Here is a 25220-nt window from a genome sequence, read left to right as displayed (position 1 = left end):
CCTTTGTCCTTTGTCCTTTGTCCTTTGTCCTTTGTCCTTTGTCCTTTGTCCTTTGTCCTTTGCTAATGACCAATGACTAATGACCAATGACTAATGACCAATGACCAATGACCAATGACCAATGACTAATGACTAATGACTAACCAGTGAGAAAGACGTATGCGCCCCAAGCCTGTGCTGCAACAGCCAAAAAAGTAGACCAAATGGGATGAGGGCTATGAATGGTTTTACCACTTTGAGTTTCTAGGGTTTGGATATCGATCCAAGGTGTTGCTCCTCGCCGGAACCAACCTGTGACGATAATTTGCCGTCCGATTAGATCCTGGTGATTGACTGACTGTCCTAGCCAAGAAATATGGTGTAATTTCACCAAACCCGCGCTGGATTGCAAGATTAAATCTTGCGCTAGGGTGTTACTAGTGCCTTGACGACCTAATAATTTACCCACAAGACGCACGCTGACGCTATCAATAGGTAAGGCAGAAGGGTCAGCTAACAGGTTGGGTAAGCTGTCGTCAGTTTGTACGGTGGCAGGTTTAATATCGGGGAAGAAAGAATTAATCCGCATCACAGTACCGATGCTAAAGCCAATCAGAAGGCAGCCTGTAATGAAAGACCAATCTTCATATATCCACTTTAGATTTAAAAACTTGAGTGTGAATGCTAGTTGCCAGGTTAGCCAGACGAAAGCTGCAAACAATACCCCTAAAGGAATTCCCAACCAGGGAGCGACTTGTAATAGAAAAGACTGACGCTTAACCTTTGATGGTTCACTAGCAAAATGTAGTTCGGTGTCGAGATGCCAGTGACGGGCTATTTGGCAGAGACGTTCAATGCGATCGCCCATCAAAGGATGGCTATTATTAATCGTAAACCATCGGCGATAGGGATTGGCAGTATCCCACTTCAAAAAGGATTCAAAAGATAGATTACTGGCAATAGTGCCCAAACATAAACTTTGTTGGTAGCTGACTGGTGTTAACAGATTTAAACTTTCCAGTTGCCAACTAGTGTGTTCTTGTTTTTGGATATCAGCGGCAATGCCAATGGCGATTTTGAGTAAAGCGCGAATCAGGGCATTAGGATTACCAGTAATTTCAGCGGCGACGCGATCGCTATAATAAAGCCGCAACCGCGACAACCACAATCCAGTCCCAGTCAACAAACACCAAATTCCATAAATTAGACTCGCCAGAATTGTCACTGGCCAGCGCCAAATTTTCGCTGATATTTTGTCTGCCAACTCCGACACTTGCTGATATAGCTGATGAATTGGTAGTGTCACCAGCAGCAACAAAGACATTACAGCAAAATCCCAGTGAGCAATATGCCCTAGTTGCGTGGCGTAAATAATGGCGATTTCATCATCTGCCAACTGCTCTAATAGCCCTTGACTGACAACAATCCTGGCATTACGTGGTAAACTACCATAAGTCAGAATAATTGGTGCAGCCGTTGGTAAAATCCGCAGTTTGGGTAACGGCCAGTGACGTTGTTGGCAAAAACGTTGTAGTACCCGAACAGCTTCGCGGCTATGGGTATTCAATACATCTTTTGAAAATTCTCGCTGACCATACAAGTTCGCTAGTAGCAGATCCAGCAGCCAAGGTGAGACTCCAATTAAAATCACCAATACTACTAGCAACAGTTGAGTAGGGTCGTTGTATAAAAGCTGTATCGGTTCCAGATAAGGTAGTTTGACTAAAGTCTGGTTGATGAATCCCAATGCAAACTTGAGGATTTCTCGGATTACCCAAAACAGGGCGATGAATGTTCCGGCGGACAGTAGCCGCAAGGGAATTAATTTTGGTTTACGTAGTGGTTGCCATGCTCTAGCGCGTTGCGCTTGTCGCCAATAAATAACGCCGAATAATTTGGCTTGGGTGCGGGTAACGGAACCCATGAAGCCGCTTAGGGGTGCAGCCGGTAGTGGTGGTGGCGGTGTCGCTAATGTAGCTTTGAGTTTTGCTAATGGCACCATCGGCGGGATGTCGTCGCTTTTGGTTTCTATTACTTGATCGTTGTTCGGCTTTTCCTCTAATGTGGGAGTTTCTGGGGGAGTAATGGGGGTTGAATCTGGGGTTGAATTCTCAAAAGCAACAAATCCAGTTTCGACTTTTTTTGATTCTTGCTCAGGTTTTTGACGTTTTGTTAGGTGTTCGAGAGCACGTGTTGCCCACTCTTGAACTTGCGAATTGTTACTTTTAATGAGATTCTGGGAAATAGCGATCGCTTTGGGAACTTCGCCACTGCGAGCATAAGCCATCACTAAACCAACCTGGGCTTGTAAGCTAGCAGTTCCATTATTTTGGCTGCTAGCAATAGGTTCTAGTTGGGCGATCGCTGTTTGGTAATTTCCTTGCTTGAGGGCAACTAAACCAGCCTCCAAAGACGGTTTGGCATGTGAAGGCATACAAATTCTGGCACTCCAATCTCTTCTAAATGATCCACGTTTATGCAAAAGCGCGAACCCCGGATGCCGTGAAAATCAACGGCGCTCAAGTTTTGCTTGTCAAGTGAATGAGCTAGAAAGAATAAAGGTGTCAGTCGTCAGAATTCAGTTGGGTCTTCTGTAGGACTAATTCTGAATTCTAGATTCTGAATTCTGTATTCTTCTTTATTTCTCCACTAATTGTTGACTAGAAAATACTGGGGCAATCGCGCTTAATTTTAACTCTGGATGGTCGCCTAATAACTGTTGACAATTCCATTCATTACGGAATAGCAACACTGGCCGTCCCATACTGTCTTTAACTGTAGTGGTATTGAATATTCGTCCCACTTTTTCTAATGCTTCCCAACCACCCTCAACCCAACGGGCGACGCTATAGGGCAATAAATCTAGTATGGTTTCTACACCATACTCATTTTGTAAGCGAAACTGCACCACCTCGAATTGCAACTGACCCACCGCTGCCAAAATTGGATCGCGTTTGGCTTCATCAGTTGAATACATAATTTGCACAGCACCTTCTTCTCGCAATTCCGCAACACCTTTTTGGAATTGTTTAGACTTCGAGGGGTTGGGATTCCTCAAAGATGCAAACAGTTCCGGTGAAAAATACGGAATCCCCTCATATTCGAGCTTTTGTCCCGTGTAAATTGTATCTCCGATTGCAAAAACACCAGGATTATTCAAACCGATCACATCGCCGGGATAAGCCACATCAATTGATTCTCGCTCTTGAGCAAAAAGTTTTTGCGGGCGAGATAGACGGATGAGTTTACCAATACGGGCGTGATTCACCATCATATCTTTTTCAAACTTACCAGTGCAAACCCGGATAAATGCGACGCGATCGCGGTGTTTCGGGTCCATATTCGCTTGCAGCTTAAAGACAAACCCCGAAAATTCCGGGTATGTAGGCGGAACTTCGCCGACACTGCTGACATGAGAACCGGGTTTGAGGGCATAGTCGAGGAAATACTTGAGGAATAACTCGACCCCAAAGTTGGTCATGGCACTACCAAAGAACACAGGCGTCATTTTGCCTTCGTGTATCAACTGTAAATCTAGCTCTGGGCCAACTCCTTCTAACAGTTCTAGATCATTTTTCAGTTGGTAGTACAGGTTTTGTTCTAGCTGTTCTTCTATTCTCGGATCGCCTAACTCCACTATTGTATCGCGGGCTTCTCGGCTACCGTGGGCGCTGCGTTCAAATAGGTGTATTTGTTGCTTGTGTCGGTCAAAAACACCTTTAAAGCGATCGCCCATACCAATTGGCCAGTTTACTGCATAGGTTTGCAATCCCAATTCTTGTTCAATTTCATCCAACAGTTCCAGAGGTTCTCTTCCTGGGCGATCAAGCTTATTGATAAATGTAAAAATTGGGATACCCCGCAACTTACACACTTCAAACAATTTACGCGTTTGGGGTTCCAAACCTTTTGCTGCATCAATCAACATCACGGCATTATCGGCGGCGGCAAGGGTACGATAAGTATCTTCACTGAAATCTTGGTGTCCGGGAGTGTCTAATAAATTGATTTGACAATTTTGGTATTCAAATTGCAACACTGTGGAGGTAATAGAAATACCCCGTTGTTGCTCCATCGCCATCCAGTCAGAAGTCGCTTTGCGCTGTGCCCGTCGTGCTTTGACTGCCCCAGCTTCGTGAATTGCACCCCCGTACAGGAGTAGCTTTTCAGTTAGTGTCGTTTTACCCGCATCGGGGTGAGATATAATCGCAAAGTTGCGGCGAAGTTCAACTGCTTGAATAAGTTCAGACTGAAGTTCAGTAGACATAAATGTATTTGTTTGTTAGCTAGCTTAATTTTTTTTGACTCTGGCAAGTCTTTTAATCTTAAGACAACGATGCTCATGATAGGGTCGTAGTATCACCAACAATCTGACTAAATAGGAGAAAGCAATGTACGATACAGACAAGCGAAAGCTTCTATCTGCCTTGTCTCATGGAGCGATTTTTTTCAGCACAACATTGGTATCTGTAGGCATACCTATCGCCATACTGCTCGTATCTGACGATCCTGTTGTTAAAGAAAACGCCAAAGAATCCATCAATTTCCACTTTAATGTCTGGTTTTATGGTGCAATTCTGGGAGCGCTGTTTTTTCTATTCGGCTGGTTAGTGTTACCTCTATTATTACTGGGGCCACTAGCCGGCCTGGGATATCTATTGCACTGGGGATTAACAATTTGGGCACTCATCGGAGTTTTCAGCAATCCTGATATACCCTTCCGTTATCCCTATATTTTTCGAGTTTTTTAACACAGATTATGAGTATGGGCATTGGGCATTGGGCATTGGGCACTTGTACTGAGCGGCGTCGTTGGCGCAGCCTCTCGTAGAGAAGTATGGAGAATTGGGCATTGTAAATTATTTGTTATCAATTACAACATTTCATTAATTTGTAGCGAATTCTCTGCGTGCCTCTGCGTTTACCTCCGCGCCCCTACCCTACAAGAAGGCGTTCGCGTAGCGTCTCGTAGAGAAGTGCCTATGCGTTTAAATTTCAACCCTCAATTTGCCAAGATTTTGCCAACAGATGGTCTTATCATTTTGAATTTTGAATTGCTTCATAATGTTGTTTTTTTTCCAGTCCGTCGGATAGGTGCAACCAAGCTGTAAAATACAAAATTGCCCCACAACTTGATTAAGAGTAGGGCAAAGGACAGTTAAGCACTGTTTGTAGTCTGTCTGACGGCAGGAAAATTTTAGCCTGCTTTTGTGACGCTTTATTTTGTGTCCATTTGCGTTGTTTTCTTCATAAAATTTTATGTTTCCTATACATCGCCCGCGTCGTCTGCGTACACATCCTCAATTGCGCCGGATGGTTCGTGAAACTGTTTTAACAACAAGCGATTTAATCTACCCACTATTTGCTGTACCAGGTGAGGGAATAGCTAATGAAGTGAAATCCATGCCCGGAGTCTACCAACTTTCGGTAGATAAAATTATCGAAGAGGCAAAAGAAGTTTACGACTTAGGAATTCCTTCTATTATTTTATTTGGTATTCCGGCTGATAAAGATGTCGATGCCACTGGCGCTTGGCATGATTGCGGTATCGTTCAAAAAGCAGCGACAGCGGTAAAAGCAGCAGTACCAGATTTGATTGTAATTGCTGATACTTGTTTGTGTGAGTATACTAGCCACGGTCATTGTGGTTATCTGCAAGTTGGTGATTTAACAGGACGAGTTTTAAATGACCCAACTCTGGAATTGTTGAAGAAAACAGCGGTTTCTCAAGCGAAAGCTGGTGCCGATATCATCGCGCCTTCTGGGATGATGGATGGTTTTGTCCAGGCGATTCGTCAGGGTTTGGATGAAGCTGGATTTCAAGATACGCCGATTTTGTCTTATGCTGCTAAGTATGCTTCGGGTTATTATGGCCCATTTCGGGATGCAGCAGACTCGACACCACAATTTGGGGACAGAAGAACTTACCAAATGGACCCAGGTAATGCCAAGGAAGCGATTAAAGAGATTGAATTAGATATCGCTGAAGGTGCTGATATGCTCATGGTTAAGCCAGCCTTGGCATACATGGATATTATTTGGCGTGTCAAGGAAGCAAGTAACTTGCCAGTTGCGGCTTACAACGTTTCTGGTGAGTATGCGATGGTGAAAGCTGCGGCTCTCAATGGTTGGATTGATGAGGAGCGGGTGGTTATGGAAACTTTAACTGGGTTTAAACGCGCTGGTGCAGATTTGATTTTGACTTATCATGCCAAAGATGCGGCGCGATGGTTAAAGTAGGCTAGGCATATTGAATACTAATTTAGAGGGAAATCTCACACAGAGGCGTAAAGATGCAAAGTTGTGTTTTGGTGTCTGGGTGTGAGATTCTTTGTTTATGGCTATTGCGATGCCTGCGGTAAATGCTCGCCTACGCAAGCTCAATATAAAACTAAAAAGATTTTTTCGGTTTAAGTAACTTCAAATAAAACACGAGGTAATCCTGACTGACGAATGATAGATCGCAAAGTACCGATGCGTAACTCTTCGTAATTAGGCACAGGAACAGTAATTGTTGAGTCTTCGGTTTGCATCTGCATAATAATGTGACTACTACGCTGGCGCACTTGTAAAAAGCCATTCTCTTCCAGAATACGGCAAATTTCTCTAGCAGAAAGAACACGCAGTTTACCCAATATTTACCTCTAAGCGTGTAACAAAAACTTCTGTGTGCAGCCTTTGCTGAATTTCAGAAGGATCTGCTGTCTCAAAGAATAATTCTAATGCCTCAATTAGGTTATTCCGTGCTTCTTCAATTGTGTCACCTTGGCTGGCGATATCGAGTTCGGGACAGAGGGATACATAGCCATCCCTTTCGCGCTCAATGATAGCAGTGAATTGTCTTGTTTGCTTCATTTTTGTCTTTAGTACAGTAGGTCTATCAATCTTGATAGTAACTGCGATGCTTGCGGTTTTTGATAGCCTACGCAACTTTGGACAGTATATCGTCAAAAACCTTTCGATTGGGTGTTATGGGGGGAGGCGATCGCTGATAAAATTTTGTTGTCAGGTTGCGATGCTTAAGCTTGCTTTCGTAGCCTTTCTAGGTTCTGTTGATGCAACTCTGGGAAGTTTTCTAAATCATCTATTGATTGCGGCGCAGAGAAGATTACAGCGTCTTCAGAGGTGAATCGATCTAAATAAGTTTGAAAGGCTTCATCATCTTCTCTGTGGTCAAGGATATATTGACGCAATTGGACACAGGGCATTGTTATAAAATCTGGCTTACTCATACATATCTCCACTTCCCGTCTAGGTAAATTATAATTTCATTTTCTTCACCAGCAAGAATTACAAGATTTTTTGTTCGTTCATTGATTCGCACTAAAAACACAGGTAAATACATTTTGGTAGCCCAAAAACTTAAGATAAACAACGTTTTCAATTGTTCTACAGTAGGCATATTTAAATTATCGCTACAACAAATTTTTTCCTCTGGCGTGACTGGAGTTAAGTTAGTATATTTCAATCATAAATACTTAAATATATTTAACATTTGTTTGTGCGTATTATTACAGAGCTAAATCAGCCGCATTTGGTAGAGTGGAGGCGATCGCTGATAAAACCTCTAAAATCAAAATTAAATAGCTTTGATATAGTTATGGCAATCACTCGCTTTATGCTAGGGGCCGTTTATTTAAAAAACCTAAACTCTAACTAGTGCGATCGCTCACCTTATTTGGGACAGCAGCACGATAAAATTCTAAAACCATAATCGTACTAAAAGGTCTAAATGGCAGAAACACTATTCTTCAACGCCTTACGGGAAGCCATTGATGAAGAAATGGCGCGTGACTCCAGCGTATTCGTTCTTGGTGAAGATGTTGGGCACTACGGCGGTTCCTATAAAGTTACCAAAGACCTGTACCAAAAATATGGCGAACTCCGCATTCTAGATACCCCCATCGCTGAAAATAGCTTTACCGGGATGGCTGTGGGAGCCGCAATGACCGGGTTGCGTCCAATCATTGAAGGCATGAACATGGGCTTTTTACTGCTTGCCTTCAATCAAATATCCAACAACGCTGGAATGCTGCGCTATACTTCTGGCGGTAACTTTAAAATTCCGATGGTAATTCGCGGCCCTGGAGGTGTAGGACGGCAGTTAGGCGCAGAACATTCCCAGCGCCTAGAAACCTACTTTCAAGCTGTGCCGGGGTTGAAGATTATTGCCTGTTCCACACCAAGAAACGCTAAAGGACTACTGAAATCCGCTATCCGCGATGATAATCCAGTGTTGTTCTTTGAACACGTTTTACTTTACAACTTGAAAGAAGATTTACCAGAAGAAGAATACCTACTCCCCTTAGATAAAGCAGAAATTGTCCGTCCAGGGAAAGACGTGACAATTATTACTTACTCGCGGATGCGCCATCATGTAGTGCAAGCCGTAAAAACTCTTGAAAAACAAGGATACGATCCAGAAGTTATCGATTTAATATCCCTTAAACCATTAGATTTTGATACTATTGGTGCATCAATACGTAAAACCCATAAAGTTATTGTTGTGGAAGAATCGATGCGAACTGCGGGTATTGGAGCAGAAGTCATTGCTTCAATAAACGATCGCTTATTCGATGAATTGGATGCGCCAGTACTACGACTTTCTTCCCAAGATATCCCCACACCTTACAACGGCAATCTGGAACGACTAACAATCATCCAACCAGAGCAAATAGTAGAAGCTGTGGAAAAAATGGTAGCGTTGCGAGTCTAAAAGTTAGGAGTGAGGAGTTAGGAGTGAAAAGTTAGGAGTTATGAGTTATGAGTTATGAAATTCCTCACTCCTAACTCCTAACTTTTAATTTACAACTCCTAACTCCCAACTCCTAACTCCTAACTCCTAACTCCTAACTCTCAACTCTCAACTCCCAACTCTCAACTCCCAACTCATAACTCCTCAAAAGAGCGCTATTATAGCGTTTGTCAGTTGCGAGTTATGGTATGCAAAGACAGCGATCGCTATTAGTTTTGATTTTAGTCCTGATAATCGCCGCTATTACGGTGATTGCCACAATTCCGATACCTCTTGGGCTGGACTTGCGCGGAGGTTCACAACTCACAATTCAGGTGAAACCATCAGCAGATATTCCCAAAATCACCGACCGAGAATTAGAAGGTGTGAAGAAAGTTGTCGAAGGCCGGATTAATGGTTTGGGTGTTTCTGAGCCAGTAATCCAAACAGTCGGTGCAGATAAAATATTGGTGCAACTACCAGGAGTCAACGATCCAGAACAAGCTGAACGGGTGCTAGGGGGTACAGCACAGTTAGAATTTCGTACCCAAAAGGCAAATACAGAAACTCAACTGCTTGCTTTTCAAGCATCAAGAGCCGAATTGAAATTTAAGCAAGAAGAATTAAGAAAGAGTACCGATAAAGCGGCAATTGTCAAGAATCAAGAAGATTTACAAAAAAATAATCAAGCGATCGCAGAATTGTTTGAAAGCACTAATCCACCGCTCATTGGCAAATACCTCAAGGATGCCTATGGTGAACCCACTCAAGGTAATAACTGGAATGTTGCTATTCGCTTCGACCAAAAGGGTGGTGAACTGTTTGCCAATTTGACGAAAAATCTCGCCGGTACTGGGCGTAGCATTGGTGTTTTTCTGGACAATGAACTGATCAGCGCTCCCACCGTGGGTATAGAATTTGCTGCTACTGGCATTACTGGTGGTTCTGCCGTGATTACAGGACGTTTTACCGCCCAACAAGCCAATGACTTAGGCGTGCAGTTACGCGGTGGCGCATTACCCGTACCAGTAGAAATCGCCGAAAGGCGGACAGTCGGAGCAACCTTGGGTAAAGATAGCATTCAAAGTAGTATTTATGCTGGAGTCGGTGGTTTGACTTTAGTATTAATATTCATGGTGGTTTACTATCGACTACCAGGATTGATTGCGGATATATCACTAGTGATCTACTCTCTCTTAACTTGGTCAACCTTTGCTTTGTTGGGTGTTACCCTGACTTTGCCGGGAATTGCTGGTTTTATTCTCAGTATTGGGATGGCAGTTGATGCCAATGTGCTAATTTTTGAAAGGACGCGGGAAGAATTGCGGGCAGGTAAATCTCTGTATCGTTCTGTAGAATCTGGTTTTTATCGGGCATTTTCTAGTATTTTAGATAGCAACGTCACTACATGGATTGCTTGCGCTGCCCTGTTTTGGCTGGGGTCTGGTTTAGTTAAAGGCTTTGCTCTTACCTTAGCTTTGGGGGTAGCTGTGAGTATGTTTACTGCAATTACCTGTAGTCGGACATTGCTGTTTTTGGCAATTTCAATTCACTCCTTGCGGAAGACAGAACTTTTCTGTCCAAACCTGCCAGCATCGAAAAAGGCAGAGGTGGCTCAATGAAACTGAGTATCAATAAATCGCGATCGCTTTGGTGGGCTATTTCTGCGGCGATCATCCTTGCTGGTATCATCTCAATGGTGATTTCTTGGCAACAACCGAATATTCGCGCACCCTTACGCCCCGGTTTAGATTTTATCGGTGGTACACGGTTGCAGTTTGTCCGAGATTGCACCAAACCTAGTAACTGCGACAAACCAATTAATATCAACGCTGTTCGGGAAGTAGCAAAAGCACAGGGACTAGGTGATAGCAGTATCCAACTTGTCTCGGAAAATGGTGCAGAAAATGGTGTACTAATTCGATCGAAAGATTTGAGTGTCGATCAGCGTACCAAGTTACAAAACGCTTTAAGCGAAGAAATCGGCGTTTTTGACCCACAAAAGAACCAGATTGACTCCGTTGGCCCCACCTTGGGAAAAGAACTGTTTACATCCGGGGTATTAGCTCTGATAGTTTCCTTTATCGGTATTACTATCTACATGAGCTTCCGCTTCCAGTTAGATTATGCTGTGTTTGCGATCGTTGCCCTACTCCACGATATCTTGATCACAGTAGGGGCTTTTTCATTTTTCGGTTTGGTAGCAGGCATCGAAGTAGATAGCCTTTTTATCGTCGCCTTACTTACGATCACAGGTTTCTCAGTCAACGACACAGTGGTAATTTACGATCGCATTCGGGAAACGATTAAAATCCATCCCGAACAGCCGATTGCCGAAATTGTAGATGATGCGGTTAACCAAACATTGACAAGATCGATCAACACTACCTTAACTGTATTACTGACATTATCTGCAATCTTTCTATTTGGCGGAGAAACACTGAAAAACTTTTCTCTGGCTTTGATTATTGGCTTCACAATGGGAGCTTATTCGAGTATTTTCATCGCCAGTACTCTTCTAACTTGGTGGCGAGAGCGTATAGGGGAATCCCAGGTGTTAGACAACGCTGATTCGATTGATACATCTGCCAGTTCCCAGGATAGTTAAAAAGAGTGTATATTTCACAATTGGGTGAAAGCATTTTGAATTGCTCACCCACGCCTTGCAATCTTATTCCCCTATGGATCAACCGGAAGAACGATTAAATACTGTCCCAGATTTTGAGAAATCTGACCCATCGTTTGCTCAACAAGTAGAAAGGCTACATCAGCTGACAGTATATGGCAGGTGGCTGTTTGTGGGCTGTTTATGGCTGACCATTGCGCCCATCTCCTTGTGGGGTCTACGTGCAGAAATTGCTCTGTGGCAACAATATTTTACCTGGGTGGCAGTGAGATTTGGATTATTCTACCATCCACTGTCTACCTTCGGTCTCGCCTTTTGTCTGGGGATGACTGCTGCTGTTTTAGTTTGGCAAAGTCGGAATATTTTACTCGGACTGCCACCGCAGGAAAAACAACGTTTAGAAAAACAAGTTTATCGGATACGTCAACAGGGAGCAACTCATCCTCTATGGAAATGGGTTTGTCATTAAATTTTCTTTCTATACACGTACAGCAATTTACAGCAAAATATGACTTAACCATACTAGACATCTGTTGAAAAATCTTGTAAGGACTTAGTAGTGCTAAGTCTCTACAAGATTCCTGGATCATGCATATTTAATTTCACCAAATGTCTGCTCAAAGATACTGCCAAAAGTGGATGCCATACATGAACGATCTTCAGATTAAATTTAGCGATCGCAAGTCTGAAATTGACCTTTATCAACTCCAAGAACTGTTAAACGTTTCCGCTTTCTGGGCAAAGGGACGCAGTATTGAGGATTTAGATATAGCTATTGCCAACAGTGAGCCAGTGATTTCTGTTTGCGATCGCGATCGGCTCATTGGCTTTGCCAGAGCAACATCTGATGGCATCTATCGCGCCACAATTTGGGATGTTGTGATTCATGCAGAGTATCAACATAGTGGCTTGGGAAGCAATTTAGTAGAAACCGTTTTGAGACATCCCCGCATGAGGTCGGTTGAGCATGTTTACCTGATGACTACTCACCAGCAGGGTTTCTACGAAAAGATTGGTTTTCAAACCAACAGCAGCACTACGATGGTGCTACACAATCAGGCTAACCATGCTTTCGTTTCTGCTACAGAAGTTCAGCTTCAGGAATCATCGAAACAGTTCCGAGCGATGAGTGCTGAGTGCTGAGTATATAGCAAAGTGCTGTTAGCGGAAGCGGGGCGTTTAGCCCGTGCTGTTAGCGATAGCGGGGCGTTTAGCCCGTGCTGAGTAGAAACTCAGTATTATCAAAGGTTTCAGCAACCAACATAGTCCTAACCTATGCTTCGACTGCTATAAAAACTGTTGTAGTAATAGGGTGGTCAAGAAGCAAGATTTCCTCTCTAGTACTCAAGACTCAGCACTACTCCCTAGAGGGATAGATATTTGTAGTCTGGTAAGCTGCTGAAGTGGTTCCTTGACAATGGTCGAGGGTAGGATTTCTAACTTTCCTCCCATAACTTCCAGCAGAGTCTGGTTAATTAACAGTCTCATTCCTGGGGAAAGAGCAGTCTTCTTTTGGTCAATCTGGGTCAACTGATCTTCAATTTTGAGCAAATCAATCGGCTCACTCCAGGTCATAGCATGGGTTGGGATATCTAGCCAAATGTTTACAAAATTGTTTATAGGTAGGGTGCTACTGGAAATACAAATGCTGCCTTCCTCCATCTGAGTAATGGCAGTGTCTATTAAACTAATTAATACTTGGCGGAGCCAAAGGTAATCTGTCAAAACATAAATTTCTGAGTCGGCGGGTAATAATTGTAAGGGAAAATTGCGATTTGCCGCCAGCATATAAGTTAAGTTATGAACCTCATCTAAAATTTGGGCTAAGGGTCTAGGCTGAATATCTAATTTATTGGTGCCGTGTTCAGTTCTAGCAACGTTGAGAATTTCATCCATTAGCTTCAGCAACTTCAGCGTTCGCTCGTGAGCTTGGGCAAGAAATTCTCGCTCTTCAGCTGGATTTTCACACAAATCTGACAAAATTAATTGATGTAAGCCAATCAAACCATTAAAAGGCGATCGCAATTCATGGGTAGTCCGCGCCAAAAAACCAGCTTTAAACTGGCTCATTTCCGTTGCCATCAGGTATGCCAGCTGCGTTTGCTGTAGCTGTTGTGATATTGGTGACATATCCTGTTGAGCTAATGGCGCTATTGGGGATGAGCTAGATGAAACATTAGGCGATGCCTGCGGCGGGCGTAGCCATCGCCCAAATAACTGACGGAAAACCATACCTAGTGCTATTCCTGCTCCTAGATATATCCAATTGCTCCAATTCATATCTGGCAATTATTAATTTGCTAATTAACTACAACAGCCCAAACTAAAGTTTCAGATTTCTCTGTTGTTAAAACCACGAAAACAACATTATAGCTACCTATACTTGGTTATCACTCGAAATCTCTAACTCGATTGCACCTTGCCGCAAAATCTGCCAATTTATCCCTGTCCATTTAGCAACGGTGGAAGGTATACCCATCCCTAGTATTTCACCCTGATATTCTGTCGTTGCTAAAGTCAGAACCAGGGGAAACTGAGTCTCAATTTCTGTCATTGTTTGCAAAGGGGGCTGACCAGAAAAATTGGCGCTAGTGGTGGCAAGAGGGCCTGTTTGCGCCAAAATAGTTTGAGCGATCGCACTGTTTGGTACTCGAATTCCAATTGTTGTTGGATCGATGGGATTCATAACTTTTGGTAAGCGTTCACTTGCTGGCAAAACTAGCGTCAGTCCTCCTGGCCAATATTTATCTGCTAATTCTTGCCAAACTTTATACTCATTCTCACTACCTTTGACATACGGCCACAAATCTTCAGCACTAGCCGCCATCAAAATCAAAGGTTTGTCTTGACTGCGTTGTTTCGCCGCAAAAATTAATCCTGCTTTTTCTGGTATCGCTGCAAGTGCCGGAACAGTATCAGTCGGAAAGCTCACCAAAAGACCAGCACGTGCGCCACTAATTAGATTTGTTAGAGAAACTTGAGTCATGTTTACAAAGTTAGGAGTTAGAAGTTAGGAGTGAGGAATTTCATAACTCATAACTCATCACTGATCACTCCTAACTTTTGTAGGCCAGGGCAAAGCGTTCAATTCCAGCTAAATCAGCGTGAATTTGAATCTTACAATAGCTACCTTGATTTTGCAAAAGTTCTCGCACCGCATCCGCTTGTCCAGCCATCATCTCAATTAGCCACACGCCATCCGATTGCAAATAACTAGGGGAGATTTCGATCAAATAGCGGATGCAATCTAAGCCATCAGCACCACCATCCAGAGCTAGATGTGGTTCATGGTTGACTACTTCTGGTTGCAAAGTAGGTAAGGTGCTGGTGGGTATGTAAGGGGGGTTTGACACCATACCACTGAACTGACCTTTTAAGAATGCCAGTGGCTCCCACCAGGAACCTTGATAAAATTGAATCCGGTCAGCAAGACCCAAATTATCAGCGTTGGATCGAGCGATCGCCAGAGCTTCTAAACTGTAATCAACTGCATGAATTGTTGCTTTTGGCAAGACATCTGCTAATCCTAGTGCGATCGCACCACTCCCAGTACCCAAATCTGCCCAGTGTCCTGAAGCATTGCTAGCTGATGCTTCAGCTAAATCGATTAAACACTCTGTCTCTGGTCTAGGAATCAAAACCGCACTCGACACCGCAATTTTAAACTGACGCCAAGTTGTAACTCCGGCAATATACTGCACTGGTAAGCGGTCATTTAATCGCCTCTGCCACAGCTGCTCTAACTCTTCTAGAGGCAATTGCAGTTGAATTTGCGGCCAGTTTTTAAAAGACTCCAAACGCAGTGCCAAGCGGTCTAACCCAGCAACTTCAAGGAGTAGCCAATCTACCTCCATTGGTGGCACATCAGTGGCGATCGCTGCTTTAAGAGCTGCATTTCGCCACTGCCAAAGTTGTAAACCAGAGACTATTAGATGTTTCTCCCCCATACCTCAACCTTGGAGCGCATATCCGTTATTTTTTTGGAGCGGGGGCAGCAGCTGGCTTGGCCGCCGGTGATTGATTTGGCGCAAGGGAGCGAATAAAATTGATCGACTCTCGTGATGGATAGAGAATAATTTTATTGATACTAGGATCGCTGCTGCTATTGAGAGCTTCCATAACACCGTACAAATCCACCACCTGAATTTCAGTATTGGCTCCTTCCTTTGGCACGGCTTTTTTGAATTCGTCTAACAGAGCCACTGCTTGTTCTTTCTCAAAAAAGAAAGGGATGTATCGCTCATTACCTTTAGCAAGGGGAATAGTCAGATAGCTATTATCTTTCTTAAATTTGGGTACAAATAAGGGAATACCATTGAATTGCTCTACCTTTTTACCATTTTGATTGAGCATACTTGTTGCCGAGGCTACTTGCTGTTGCGTCGGGACTAAAGTATAAATCACAGAATCTGGTTTCTTTTTGCTTTCTTGGACTATTTTATAGTAGTCTGCCAAGGACAGAGGTCTAACCTGTAGAGTGCTTGCCAACTGGGGATTTTCTTTTTTGAGCCGATTGTCAAGGAATTTTTGAGCATCTTGCTTACTAATAAAAAATCCCACTTGTGATACCGGCTTGGATGCGTTGTTTCTTGAAAGAACTACAAATTCGCCTTTAGGATTGGTAAGCGTGAATACAGGTACTTCTTGGAGCTTTTTCACGACCTGATCTTGTGGCAACGCGATCGCCTCTAGATTGCCCATTCCTGGTATATTGCCTATTCCTGAAAGCCCCGTTAAAAATACACTGCCAGCTATACCCAATGTTGCGCCTAAGCGAATAAATGATTTCATGACTGCTCCTCGCATTAATAGTCCAATTAAATTAAACAAATGGTTGGATTTGCACAGCACCAACTAGCTTTAGTTATATAGCAATTCATTTTAGTTGTGAAAAATTCATTATGCGCGTTGAAGTTGAGTGTTAAGCATCAACGGTCAAAATCCAATATTCCCTAACTATTTAGAGTTGCTGTAATATGGTTTTCACAAATTGGTTGTGCTAACGTTGTGCTTTTGTGGGTTTTGCTTCGCTATTAACCGCGAAATGCCGTAGATGCTTATTATATGTCTTCTCAAACAGCAAAAAGTCTTTTCATCTCTCCAACCTTAGAGATGATAAATGCCATTTTATCGGCTTTTTCTAATATTAGTTGACGCTATTAGTTAATCAATCGTTCCATCTGCGATTGGTTTAATATCTTCTCAAATCTATACAAAGCTCAGTGTTAAAAATCACCTTACTACTTAGTCACAAAAATTTACCTGTTAAGCTTCAACAGCAGAACAGCCTAATTGGTCTTCTCTATAGAAATATCCAATTAAATTGCAGATGTTAACAAAGAAAACCTAGCTAATTTCTCTAACTGTTAACTATATTAATTGAATCGGGATGACAGGATTTGAACCTGCGGCATCCTGCTCCCAAAGCAGGCGCGCTACCAAGCTGCGCTACATCCCGTTATAGTTATCCGCTTTTTAGGTTTGGTTTTAACTCCCGATCAAAGCGATCGCGCTTTCACAAAAGCGTTAATACAATCATATCACATAACACCGCTCATACCTAATATTATATTTATATCTTCTGCAAATACTAGCTAGATTAGATATTTAGACTGATCAAGGTTTGTCTGCCGACTTAGTTTTACAAGAGATATTACTTGTGCGTTCGTCGGCTAAACCTAGTCAAACCAAATTAAATAATAGATTTGTACTACTATACCTGATTTTATTGCGCGAATCGGGTTTTATTTGGATTGAGCGTTAGTGAGGATACCAGAACATGCCTTTGATGCCTTCTGGATCAGCCATAAACCCCATAGTTCGGTAGAAATCTACAACGTGGGGGTCAGCGAAGAGAGTGACATTACTAATTTCTTCACTCCTAAGTTTTTTGAGAACGTATTTCATCAGCGCCTTGCCCAGTCCTTGACTTTGAAAGTCTGGGTGAACTACTACATCCCAGATAGTGGCATTAAACGCGTGATCTGAGGTAGCACGGGCAAAACCAATGAGCCGCTTTTGGTTTCCTCTCACTTGCCACATTGAGGCAACGAGAAAACTATGCTCAATAGCTTTTTTTACTTTTCTTAGAGGACGACGCGACCAACCAACTGCATCACAGAGTTCTTCTAGCTCATATAGGTCAATATCTCGTTCCGTGCTGAAGACGATCCGAGCCTCCTTTGAAGCAGCTTCGCTAATACTACTGGGGCTAGAGTTGCCCGCAGTTTCCGCTGTATGCTCTTCAAAGAGGTTTGTCCTAGTTGTCCCTACAGATTCAGGAGTACTAAACCAAGTTTTCCAAAAACCCATGCCAACGCGGTTCGGGTAGTATAACTGAATTGGTTTCCACTCTCAAGAGTGTTGATTCACTTTTAACATCGCTACCCCATTTACTATCCTTTACACTCAAAATTTTTCGGTTGTTTTCGGGATTTGCAATGGTAACAGCCAGTTAGAGGGTGTTTCACACCAATCATTTTCAACTTTAGCATTTTGTTGTAAAGGCTAGGAGAAATTCACCAAAAGGGTAAGGATATAAACAATTCAAAATTCAAAATTCAAAATTCAAAATTCAAAAACCTAATCCTGGCAATTGCTCGTATAGAGCTTAAATGCACGTTAGTTTAGGAGTGTATTGTATACACAGGATTGGGCATTGGGGATTGGGAATCGAGAACATTCTTGTGTTGTCCCCTTGTCCCCCTTGTCCCCAGTCCCCATTACCCCTTATCCCCAGAGGGGGCCCCACCATCCCCATTACCCCTTATCCCCAGAGGGGGTCCCACCATCCCCAACACCCAGCTGACGAAAGCAAGCGAGTCTTACCTTTAACAATGGCTTCTGGTTTAAAATCTTCGACACTGGAACTCCTAAAGCGCTTTAACCGAGCGTTTCCCCAGTTTTATGAGCAATTCGTCAGTAGTGAAATTCAACTGCAAAATTTGCGGCTAGCCTACCGTCTCTATAAAACTAGACGTGCTGTTATTGAACTGAAACCGGAAGGTAGCAAAAGTGCCCTGCATTTTGCTTACCGCAACCAGTCTTTTCTCCTCAGCGATATTTTTGGTGTACTAGCAGCTTATGGGTTGACTATCCACGGTCTGAGTCTATATGGTCAGATCCGTCCGCCAATGTTAGTTTTTATCAAACTATTGGTATCTCGTGGTAGTAAAGCCTTGACCGAGAAAACCGCAGAAAATGTCTGTCGCGCCATTCGCGAGGCTTTAGGAGGTCGGTTTGAGGTAGAAGAGATGCTGGCAGTAGAATTTAATCTTGACACTGGCTTAGAGCAGGTACAAACTGAGTTTTATGTCGATCCGGTATTTCATCTTCCTGCTCTAGTGATTGAAGCTGATAATCAACCAGGATTATTCTATAAAGTGATGTACGCTATCTGGCAGGAAGACCTTCTGGTAGTGAATGCCAATTTACTGGTTTGGCGCGGACGTACACGGCTAATTCTCTACTTGTTAGGGCCGAATGAAAGCCTCATTCCTGAATATCTGGGTCACAAAATTGCTGAAGGAGTGCGACAGAGGTTGTTGGGTAAATAAAAAAAGTGAGAAGTTATGAGTTATGAGTTAAAAATTCCTTACTTCTAACTTCTAACTCTTTCTGCTTTAGTATTTAGTCGCACCCGTCCTTAAGGGTACGATATAAGTATGGCAACTATCGAAATCTTGGGCGTTCTACACGCATACGAGCTAACGGCTCCCACTTCCTGCCCCCATGCTTTAGTATTTATCCACGGTTGGCTCAATAGCCGTGGATATTGGCAACCTGTGATTTCCCGCCTATCAGATGATTTGCAGTGCCTGTCCTATGATTTGCGGGGTTTTGGTGAATCCCAATCCCAGGTAAAAACCGATTTTAGTCGAGCACAAAAGTCTTTGAGTCTGACGCCCATCTCCAGTAGTGCGGTTGGCTCATCTTTCGATTCTCTTTATACTCCTGCTGCGTATACTCAGGATTTAGCAGCTCTTTTGAAACAGCTAAATATTACGAGTGCTTGGCTAATTGGTCACTCATTAGGCGGGACGATCGCTCTTTGGGGAGCAGATCAAATGCCTGAGTGTGTTAAAGGAGTTATCTGTATCAACGCTGGCGGTGGTATTTACCTCAAAGAAGCCTTTGAGCAGTTTCGCTCGGCGGGTCAGAAATTTTTGCAAGTCCGTCCACGCTGGCTGTCCCAAGTGCCTTTGATTGATTTGCTGTTTACTAGAGCTAGTGTGGCTCGTCCTTTAGAGCGCTATTGGGCACGTCAGCGAGTAATAGATTTCGTTGTGGCTGATCCAGAAGCGGCTCTGGGAACTCTGTTAGACTCCACAACTGAAGAAGAAATCAATCGTTTACCTGAGCTAGTATCCCAACTGAAGCAGCCAGTTTATTTTTTGGCTGGTGCCCAAGACAAGGTTATGGAACCCAAGTATGTGCGCCATTTAGCTAGCTTCCACAGACTTTTTCAATATTGTGGTGACAATGTTCTGGAAATTCCTAATTGCGGACATCTGGCTATGTTAGAACAGCCGGATGCAGTGGCCGATCACATCAGATCGATAGTCAATAGTTATAGGATATAGGGCATTGGTAGTTACAAATGACAAATGACAAATGACAAATGACTACTCAACAGGTTGATACAACTTCATCACCTGAGTAAGCCCTAACCTAGATTCAACGCCTAGTGTAAGGGGAGATGTATGACCACGGGATAGATGGTCAGCAGCGGCACAGCCAATCATGGCGGCGTTATCGGTACAGAATTTTAGAGGTGGGAATAAGACGCGTAAGTTATGTTTAACTGCGGCGGCTTGGAGGTTTTTTCTCAACCCGCTATTAGCTGCTACACCGCCACCAATGGCAATTGTATCTAGACCATAGTCAAGGGCACAGGCGATCGCTCTTTTGGTTAGCGATCGCGCTATGGTATCCTGAAAGCTAGCTGCTACGTCTGCCACTGGTACTTGTCTAGTATCTTTTTCTAACTGCTGCACTAAACGTAATACAGCCGTTTTTAACCCACTAAAACTCGCATCATAACGATGAAATCCTCCACTGGGTAGAGAAACTCTTCCTTCTGGTAAAGCAAAGGCTTGAGGATTTCCCTCTTGTGCCAACTTGTCAATCACTGGCCCACCCGGATAACCCAGCTTTAACAATCGCGCCACTTTATCAAAGGCTTCACCCGCAGCATCATCACGGGTTTGTCCCAGAGTTTCGTAAATACCACAATCTTTGACATAAATCAAGCTTGTATGTCCGCCTGAAACCAGTAAGCTAAGAAAAGGGGGATTTAAAGTTGATTCGCTCAAGTAAGTTGCGTAAATGTGACCTTCGAGGTGATGAACTCCCAAAAATGGCTTGTTCTGTACCATCGCCAAGGTTTTGGCAGCAGTTAACCCCACTAATAGCGCTCCTACAAGTCCAGGGGCACAAGTAGCGGCAATTGCGTCAATTTTTTCCCAATCTAATTGGGCTTGCTCTAAGGCTTGGGCGATCGCAACATTTATCGTTTCCAGGTGCTGGCGAGACGCTACTTCTGGCACTACCCCGCCATACTGCTGATGGACTGGAATTTGTGAGGCTACGATACTGCTGCAAACTTTACGATTATTAACAATTGCGACGGCTGTTTCATCACAACTGGTTTCTATTGCTAAAACGGTTGCCATTGGGAGTGTTGAGTGCTGAGTTCTGAGTTCTGAGTCCTGAATTCTAAATTCTAAGTTCTGAGTGCTGAATTCTGAATCCTGAATAGTAGAGAGAAAATCTTTCTTCTTTACTACCCTACAACAACTCTTATACTCAGCACTCGGAACTCAGCACTCATTTTGGTTGAGAAGCTTTAACTTTTATTTACTTAAACTTTACACGGTTCCCACCCAAGAGTATGATGACTTCCTAGTTATGCAAATAAACCAACTGTACAAGCCGCTTCGTTTTGTATAAAGAACTTCTTGTTTTGTAATAAAAGGAAACAACTCTATGCGACGATTGTTTGCTTTGATGTTAGCGATTAGTCTTTGGTTCAACTTTGCCCCCCCAGCACAAGCTTTAGGGGCGAATTTGACACCGTGTAGAGACAATCCCGCTTTTCAAGAGCTAGCAGCTAATGCCCGTAATACCACCGCTGACCCCCAATCAGGGAAAAAGCGGTTTGAGCGTTATTCTCAGGAGCTGTGCGGCCCTGAAGGATACCCCCACTTGATTGTTGATGGTCGCCTAGATCGTGCTGGTGACTTTTTGATCCCTAGCATTTTATTTCTATATATTGCTGGTTGGATTGGTTGGGTAGGTCGTGCCTATCTGCAAGCAATCAAAAAGGAATCTGACACTGAACTAAAAGAAATCCAAATCGATCTTGGTTTGGCACTACCCATAATAGCTTCAGGCTTTGCTTGGCCAGCAGCAGCAGTCCAAGAATTGCTCTCTGAAAAATTAGCAGCCAAGGATTCAGAAATCCCCGTTTCTCCACGCTAAATCAGTTTAACTAATTCATTCGTTTTGGAGACTAAATTCATGGCAGACAAAGGCGACCAATCATCTTATTTGATTAAATTCATTTCCACAGCGCCCGTGGCAGCTACCATCTGGCTGTTCATCACAGCAGGTGTCTTGATTGAATTCAACCGCTTTTTCCCCGACCTACTTTTCCACCCACTACCATAAGTGTCAAATGGGATTTAGGACAGTTGAATCAATGTCTTGTTTTTTGCTTAATATTGTGTAGTTGATGTATTCAGCTTAGTTAGGCAGAATTATCACCAAAGTAGGCAGCAAAAATAGTTTTTTGAAACTCGCGATCCTGTTTACAAATCGCGAGTTTCACGGTTTTAAAAAAAGCTAAATTAATTTTTCTAAACTTCCTAGTAAAAAGACATCTTTAGCGACAATTATTATTAATATAAAAATGCCACCATTTTAATTTAGAGGCGAACATAAAATATGGCACAAGCAGTAGATGCATCAAAGAATCTTCCTGGCGATCCCAGAAATCGGGAAGTTGTTTTTCCCGCATTCGGCGATCCACAGCTAGGCAACCTAGAAACCCCAGTTAATTCTTCTCCCTTGATCAAGGGGTTCATTAATAATTTACCTGCCTATCGTCCAGGTCTGGCTCCTGCTAGACGCGGTTTGGAAGTTGGTATGGCTCATGGTTACTGGCTATTTGGCCCCTTTGCCAAATTGGGCCCACTGCGGGATACAGCTAACGCTAACTTAGCTGGGTTACTGGGAGGTATCGGCCTGGTTGTTGTTCTTACTGGCGCCCTATCGCTGTATGCTAACAGCAATCCACCCAAAGCACTTCCTAGTGTTACCGTACCCAAGCCGCCAGCAGATGCTTTTAACTCTAAAGAAAGCTGGAACAACTTCGGCAGTTCTTTTTTGATTGGTGGTATTGGTGGTGCAGTAGTTGCTTACTTTTTGACTAGTAATTTGGAACTAATTCAAGGTCTATTTGGTTAATTACTAGGAGTTAGCAGTAGAGACGCGATTAATCGCGTCTGTACAGGAGTTAGGAATTAGGAGTTTAAATTCATGACTTCTAACTCTTAACTCCTAACTTATTTAAACAAAACTGCTTCAATATCATTTAAAGCAGTTTCAAAATCGTCATTAACGATTTGAATATCAAATTCATCTGCGGCTTGAATTTCTTCTTGGGCACGGAGTAGACGACGGGCGATCGCTTCTTGGGAGTCTTGGGCACGAGAGCGTATTCGTTTCTCTAATTCATCAAAGGAAGGCGGTAAAATAAAAATGCTGAGGGCACTGGGAAAGGAAGTCCGAATTTGTCTTGCCCCTTCTAGTTCAATTTCCAGCACCACCAACTTATCGGCATGAATTTGGTTAAGTACAGCTTCCCGGGGAGTGCCGTAATAGTTACCAGCAAATTCTGCCCATTCTAAAAATTCACCTTCAGCAACTAATTGCTCAAACTTACTGCGGCTGATAAAGTAATAACTTTTGCCATCAATTTCCCCTGAACGCGGAGAACGAGTCGTCACAGATACGGAATAATAGAGTTCTGGATGACGCTCTAAGAGCGATCGCATTAAAGTACCTTTACCTACCCCACTGGGGCCAGTTAAAACAATTAACCTGCCTAAATGTAAGCATTCTTCGGTAGTCACACTATTCTGGATGGGTAAAACTGGCATCATCCCTTCAACCTGTGAATCAATCAATACATATTATTCATTAGTCTTGTGTTCCTGGTCTAGTCCACTAGTGACTAAAGAATTTGTAGCAAGAGTAACAGAAAATTTGTCTAATTCACATGGTACTACCGATACGGTATAAAGAGGAGTGGGAAAAACCCACTGCGAGTTAATTATCTACAGTTTGATGTTCGCGAGAAATCACAAAGCGATTCGCTACCGTTTCCGGCTGAATCGCTGACAGAATTACGTGGCTGGAATCGGTGATAATTACAGCTCTAGTGCGACGACCGTAAGTTGCATCAATCAGTTGACCTCTATCCCGTGCATCGGTAATAATCCGCTTAATCGGGGCAGACTCTGGACTGACAATGGCAACTACTCGGTTGGCAGACACGATGTTACCAAAGCCGATGTTGATTAACTGAATGTCCATAAAAAAACTGACGCTAAACGCGGTTTGATACAGCTTGAAATAAACTTCTTTCCATGTTATCGCCAAAAAACGGGAGTTACAACGCTTAAATTCAAGCCAATCTGAGTTTTTAAATAATGTCTGCTTCTTTTAGCTATTTATTAGCTATTTTTCCTAAAAATCTTCCTAAAGATACAGGTGCAATTCCACTGATACAAGCTAGTTGGATGATGTACATTTATTTTGTTTGAAATAAGTATCTGAATCGGAAATTGATGGAAAGCAAAATCGATTGGAAGGGTCTAGCTTTAACTGCGCTAGCTCAATACAATGTCAATGCAGATCAATTGGTATTCTTGGGTCATAGCCAAAATGTGACGTTTCGCGTTGATACTCGCAATAATCAAAATTTTGCTACATCTAGAGAATATGATGAGCAAGCGTTATTTCTTCTCCGTATCCATTATCCGATCGCTCAGTTTTGCGATCACATCTGGCAACAACAAGCCGTCATTGAGTCAGAACTCATCTGGCTTACCGCGTTGCATCGAGATACCGATTTAGTTGTGCCATACCCCGTCCAGAACATCAGTGGCAGTTTTATTACCTCTGTAGCAGTTGATGACATCAGCGAAACGCTCAACTGTACATTACTAAAGTGGGTCGATGGTTCTCCTCTCGATACTGAACCTACAACGACGCAGGCTAGACGAGTCGGGGAACTTATGGCTCAGTTGCACCAGCACGCCAGCCTCTGGGAATTACCTTTAGGCTTGACGCGACCAAAATACGACTGGGAGCAACTACACGCTTCACTAATGAAGCTGCGATCGCTAGTAGATGCTGGTACGATATCTGTGACTGATTTCGCTGTCCTTGAGAGTGTGGTTAAACGAATTAGTAATGTGATGACAGCACTAGAAAAAACACGCATCAATTGGGGTCTGATTCACGCAGACCTGAATGAAAATAATTACATTTTTTATGCAGGTAAAGCACGACTCATCGACTTTTCCTGTTGCGGCTTCGGCTACTACCTTTATGACATTGCTCATACACTGCTACATCTGTTTCCCGAAAACCGTAGATCGTTCCTTAGCGGATATCAAAGCCTGTGTCAACTGCCCGATGATTCTCAGCGTATCTTGGAGGCGTTCTTTCTCGGAGCAATGGTAAACAATTTTGTTTTTTTAGCGTCGCAGCCAAATGAACACGATTACTTGTTAGAAACTGTACCCTACGTTACTGAAAGCCTCTGTAGCAAATATCTTAAAGGCGAGGCATTTTTGTTTGAGTCATAGC

Annotated in this window: 27 protein-coding genes and 1 tRNA gene; 13 read left to right on the top strand and 15 right to left on the bottom strand. The window is 43.1% G+C overall.

The genetic code is table 11. The features are described 5' to 3' along the window. Window positions 1–139: 139 nt before the first annotated feature. Both RMY63_RS01630 and prfC read right to left on the bottom strand, forming a co-directional pair. Window positions 140–2413 carry a M48 family metalloprotease gene (locus RMY63_RS01630; protein WP_322727001.1) on the bottom strand — a complete coding sequence of 758 codons (2274 nt, stop codon included), beginning with the start codon at window positions 2411–2413 and terminating at the stop codon, window positions 140–142. 204 nt (window positions 2414–2617) lie between these two features. Further along, the gene (prfC, locus tag RMY63_RS01625; RefSeq protein WP_322727000.1) at window positions 2618–4246 is read right to left on the bottom strand and encodes a peptide chain release factor 3; all 1629 of its coding nucleotides are present in this window, start codon (window positions 4244–4246) and stop codon (window positions 2618–2620) included. A 124-nt stretch (window positions 4247–4370) separates the two neighbouring features. On the opposite strand from prfC, the gene RMY63_RS01620 reads away from it, so the two are divergent. Together RMY63_RS01620 and hemB are read left to right on the top strand one after the other, a co-directional pair. Further along, on the top strand, window positions 4371–4730 hold the full coding sequence (locus tag RMY63_RS01620) for a DUF4870 domain-containing protein (RefSeq protein WP_322640530.1): 360 nt from the start codon (window positions 4371–4373) through the stop codon (window positions 4728–4730). 508 nt (window positions 4731–5238) lie between these two features. Further along, a complete protein-coding gene (gene hemB / locus RMY63_RS01615; protein WP_322726999.1) occupies window positions 5239–6219 on the top strand; it encodes a porphobilinogen synthase in 981 nt (326 codons plus the stop codon). Window positions 6220–6389: 170 nt separating this feature from the next. On the opposite strand, the gene RMY63_RS01610 is transcribed toward hemB, so the two are convergent. The 4 genes from RMY63_RS01610 to RMY63_RS41675 form a co-directional block, all read right to left on the bottom strand. Further along, the gene (locus tag RMY63_RS01610; RefSeq protein WP_322726998.1) at window positions 6390–6614 is read right to left on the bottom strand and encodes a type II toxin-antitoxin system HicA family toxin; all 225 of its coding nucleotides are present in this window, start codon (window positions 6612–6614) and stop codon (window positions 6390–6392) included. After that, window positions 6607–6834: a type II toxin-antitoxin system HicB family antitoxin gene (locus RMY63_RS01605; protein WP_322726997.1), complete on the bottom strand. Its 228-nt coding sequence runs from the start codon at window positions 6832–6834 to the stop codon at window positions 6607–6609. The genes RMY63_RS01610 and RMY63_RS01605 overlap by 8 nt, the downstream gene beginning before the upstream one ends. A gap of 164 nt (window positions 6835–6998) precedes the next feature. After that, entirely contained in the window at window positions 6999–7211 is a 213-nt protein-coding gene (locus tag RMY63_RS01600) for a DUF6887 family protein (RefSeq protein ID WP_322726996.1), read from the bottom strand. After that, a complete protein-coding gene (locus RMY63_RS41675; RefSeq protein ID WP_416212479.1) occupies window positions 7208–7381 on the bottom strand; it encodes a DUF6888 family protein in 174 nt (57 codons plus the stop codon). Before RMY63_RS41675 ends, RMY63_RS01600 begins: the two co-directional genes overlap by 4 nt. A gap of 330 nt (window positions 7382–7711) precedes the next feature. Between RMY63_RS41675 and RMY63_RS01595 the strand changes: the two genes are divergently transcribed. The 5 genes from RMY63_RS01595 to RMY63_RS01575 all read left to right on the top strand — a co-directional run bounded on the left by RMY63_RS01595 (window position 7712) and on the right by RMY63_RS01575 (window position 12482). Then, on the top strand, window positions 7712–8695 hold the full coding sequence (locus tag RMY63_RS01595; RefSeq protein WP_322726995.1) for an alpha-ketoacid dehydrogenase subunit beta: 984 nt from the start codon (window positions 7712–7714) through the stop codon (window positions 8693–8695). A gap of 227 nt (window positions 8696–8922) precedes the next feature. Beyond that, window positions 8923–10335 carry a protein translocase subunit SecD gene (secD, locus tag RMY63_RS01590; RefSeq protein ID WP_322727046.1) on the top strand — a complete coding sequence of 471 codons (1413 nt, stop codon included), beginning with the start codon at window positions 8923–8925 and terminating at the stop codon, window positions 10333–10335. After that, window positions 10332–11321, top strand: a complete 990-nt coding sequence (secF, locus tag RMY63_RS01585; protein WP_322726994.1) for a protein translocase subunit SecF — start codon at window positions 10332–10334, stop codon at window positions 11319–11321. The genes secD and secF overlap by 4 nt, the downstream gene beginning before the upstream one ends. A gap of 73 nt (window positions 11322–11394) precedes the next feature. Further along, on the top strand, window positions 11395–11808 hold the full coding sequence (locus RMY63_RS01580) for a hypothetical protein (RefSeq protein WP_322726993.1): 414 nt from the start codon (window positions 11395–11397) through the stop codon (window positions 11806–11808). Between the two features lie 179 nt (window positions 11809–11987). Continuing rightward, window positions 11988–12482, top strand: coding sequence for a GNAT family N-acetyltransferase (locus tag RMY63_RS01575; RefSeq protein ID WP_322727045.1), 495 nt, complete (start codon window positions 11988–11990; stop codon window positions 12480–12482). Between the two features lie 201 nt (window positions 12483–12683). On the opposite strand, the gene RMY63_RS01570 is transcribed toward RMY63_RS01575, so the two are convergent. From RMY63_RS01570 to RMY63_RS01545, 6 genes are all read right to left on the bottom strand, one after another. Beyond that, window positions 12684–13619, bottom strand: coding sequence for a HAMP domain-containing sensor histidine kinase (locus tag RMY63_RS01570; protein WP_322726992.1), 936 nt, complete (start codon window positions 13617–13619; stop codon window positions 12684–12686). Window positions 13620–13716: 97 nt separating this feature from the next. Next, window positions 13717–14325: an L-threonylcarbamoyladenylate synthase gene (locus RMY63_RS01565; protein ID WP_322726991.1), complete on the bottom strand. Its 609-nt coding sequence runs from the start codon at window positions 14323–14325 to the stop codon at window positions 13717–13719. A gap of 70 nt (window positions 14326–14395) precedes the next feature. Next, window positions 14396–15286, bottom strand: a complete 891-nt coding sequence (gene prmC, locus RMY63_RS01560; RefSeq protein WP_322726990.1) for a peptide chain release factor N(5)-glutamine methyltransferase — start codon at window positions 15284–15286, stop codon at window positions 14396–14398. A gap of 25 nt (window positions 15287–15311) precedes the next feature. Next, entirely contained in the window at window positions 15312–16130 is an 819-nt protein-coding gene (locus RMY63_RS01555; RefSeq protein ID WP_322726989.1) for a Tic22 family protein, read from the bottom strand. A gap of 593 nt (window positions 16131–16723) precedes the next feature. Continuing rightward, window positions 16724–16797, bottom strand: a tRNA-Pro gene (locus tag RMY63_RS01550). 302 nt (window positions 16798–17099) lie between these two features. Then, entirely contained in the window at window positions 17100–17651 is a 552-nt protein-coding gene (locus RMY63_RS01545; protein ID WP_322671979.1) for a GNAT family N-acetyltransferase, read from the bottom strand. Between the two features lie 524 nt (window positions 17652–18175). Between RMY63_RS01545 and RMY63_RS01540 the strand changes: the two genes are divergently transcribed. Further along, window positions 18176–18895, top strand: coding sequence for a hypothetical protein (locus RMY63_RS01540; RefSeq protein WP_012410214.1), 720 nt, complete (start codon window positions 18176–18178; stop codon window positions 18893–18895). Between the two features lie 108 nt (window positions 18896–19003). Further along, window positions 19004–19921, top strand: a complete 918-nt coding sequence (locus RMY63_RS01535) for an alpha/beta hydrolase (protein WP_322726988.1) — start codon at window positions 19004–19006, stop codon at window positions 19919–19921. Window positions 19922–19963: 42 nt separating this feature from the next. Here the strand turns inward: RMY63_RS01535 and tsaD are convergent, their stop codons facing one another. Then, window positions 19964–21013: a tRNA (adenosine(37)-N6)-threonylcarbamoyltransferase complex transferase subunit TsaD gene (tsaD, locus tag RMY63_RS01530; protein WP_322726987.1), complete on the bottom strand. Its 1050-nt coding sequence runs from the start codon at window positions 21011–21013 to the stop codon at window positions 19964–19966. A gap of 313 nt (window positions 21014–21326) precedes the next feature. On the opposite strand from tsaD, the gene RMY63_RS01525 reads away from it, so the two are divergent. The 3 genes from RMY63_RS01525 (at window position 21327) to RMY63_RS01515 (ending at window position 22808) form a co-directional block, all read left to right on the top strand. Further along, window positions 21327–21821, top strand: coding sequence for a Photosystem I reaction center subunit III (locus RMY63_RS01525; RefSeq protein ID WP_322726986.1), 495 nt, complete (start codon window positions 21327–21329; stop codon window positions 21819–21821). Between the two features lie 39 nt (window positions 21822–21860). After that, on the top strand, window positions 21861–22010 hold the full coding sequence (gene psaJ, locus RMY63_RS01520; RefSeq protein ID WP_322726985.1) for a photosystem I reaction center subunit IX: 150 nt from the start codon (window positions 21861–21863) through the stop codon (window positions 22008–22010). Window positions 22011–22286: 276 nt separating this feature from the next. Continuing rightward, window positions 22287–22808 (top strand): photosystem I reaction center protein subunit XI, encoded by a 522-nt coding sequence (locus RMY63_RS01515; RefSeq protein ID WP_322726984.1) that lies wholly within the window; start codon window positions 22287–22289, stop codon window positions 22806–22808. A 98-nt stretch (window positions 22809–22906) separates the two neighbouring features. Here the strand turns inward: RMY63_RS01515 and gmk are convergent, their stop codons facing one another. Together gmk and remA are read right to left on the bottom strand one after the other, a co-directional pair. After that, on the bottom strand, window positions 22907–23506 hold the full coding sequence (gmk, locus tag RMY63_RS01510; protein ID WP_322727044.1) for a guanylate kinase: 600 nt from the start codon (window positions 23504–23506) through the stop codon (window positions 22907–22909). Window positions 23507–23672: 166 nt separating this feature from the next. Next, a complete protein-coding gene (gene remA / locus RMY63_RS01505) occupies window positions 23673–23939 on the bottom strand; it encodes an extracellular matrix/biofilm regulator RemA (protein ID WP_041233849.1) in 267 nt (88 codons plus the stop codon). Window positions 23940–24193: 254 nt separating this feature from the next. On the opposite strand from remA, the gene RMY63_RS01500 reads away from it, so the two are divergent. After that, the gene (locus tag RMY63_RS01500) at window positions 24194–25219 is read left to right on the top strand and encodes a phosphotransferase enzyme family protein (RefSeq protein WP_322726983.1); all 1026 of its coding nucleotides are present in this window, start codon (window positions 24194–24196) and stop codon (window positions 25217–25219) included. The last annotated feature ends 1 nt before the right edge of the window (window position 25220 follow it).

This window comes from Nostoc sp. ChiQUE01b, assembly GCF_034531255.1.
GTDB lineage: Bacteria > Cyanobacteriota > Cyanobacteriia > Cyanobacteriales > Nostocaceae > Nostoc.
This window is presented reverse-complemented; position numbering and strand designations above follow the sequence as displayed.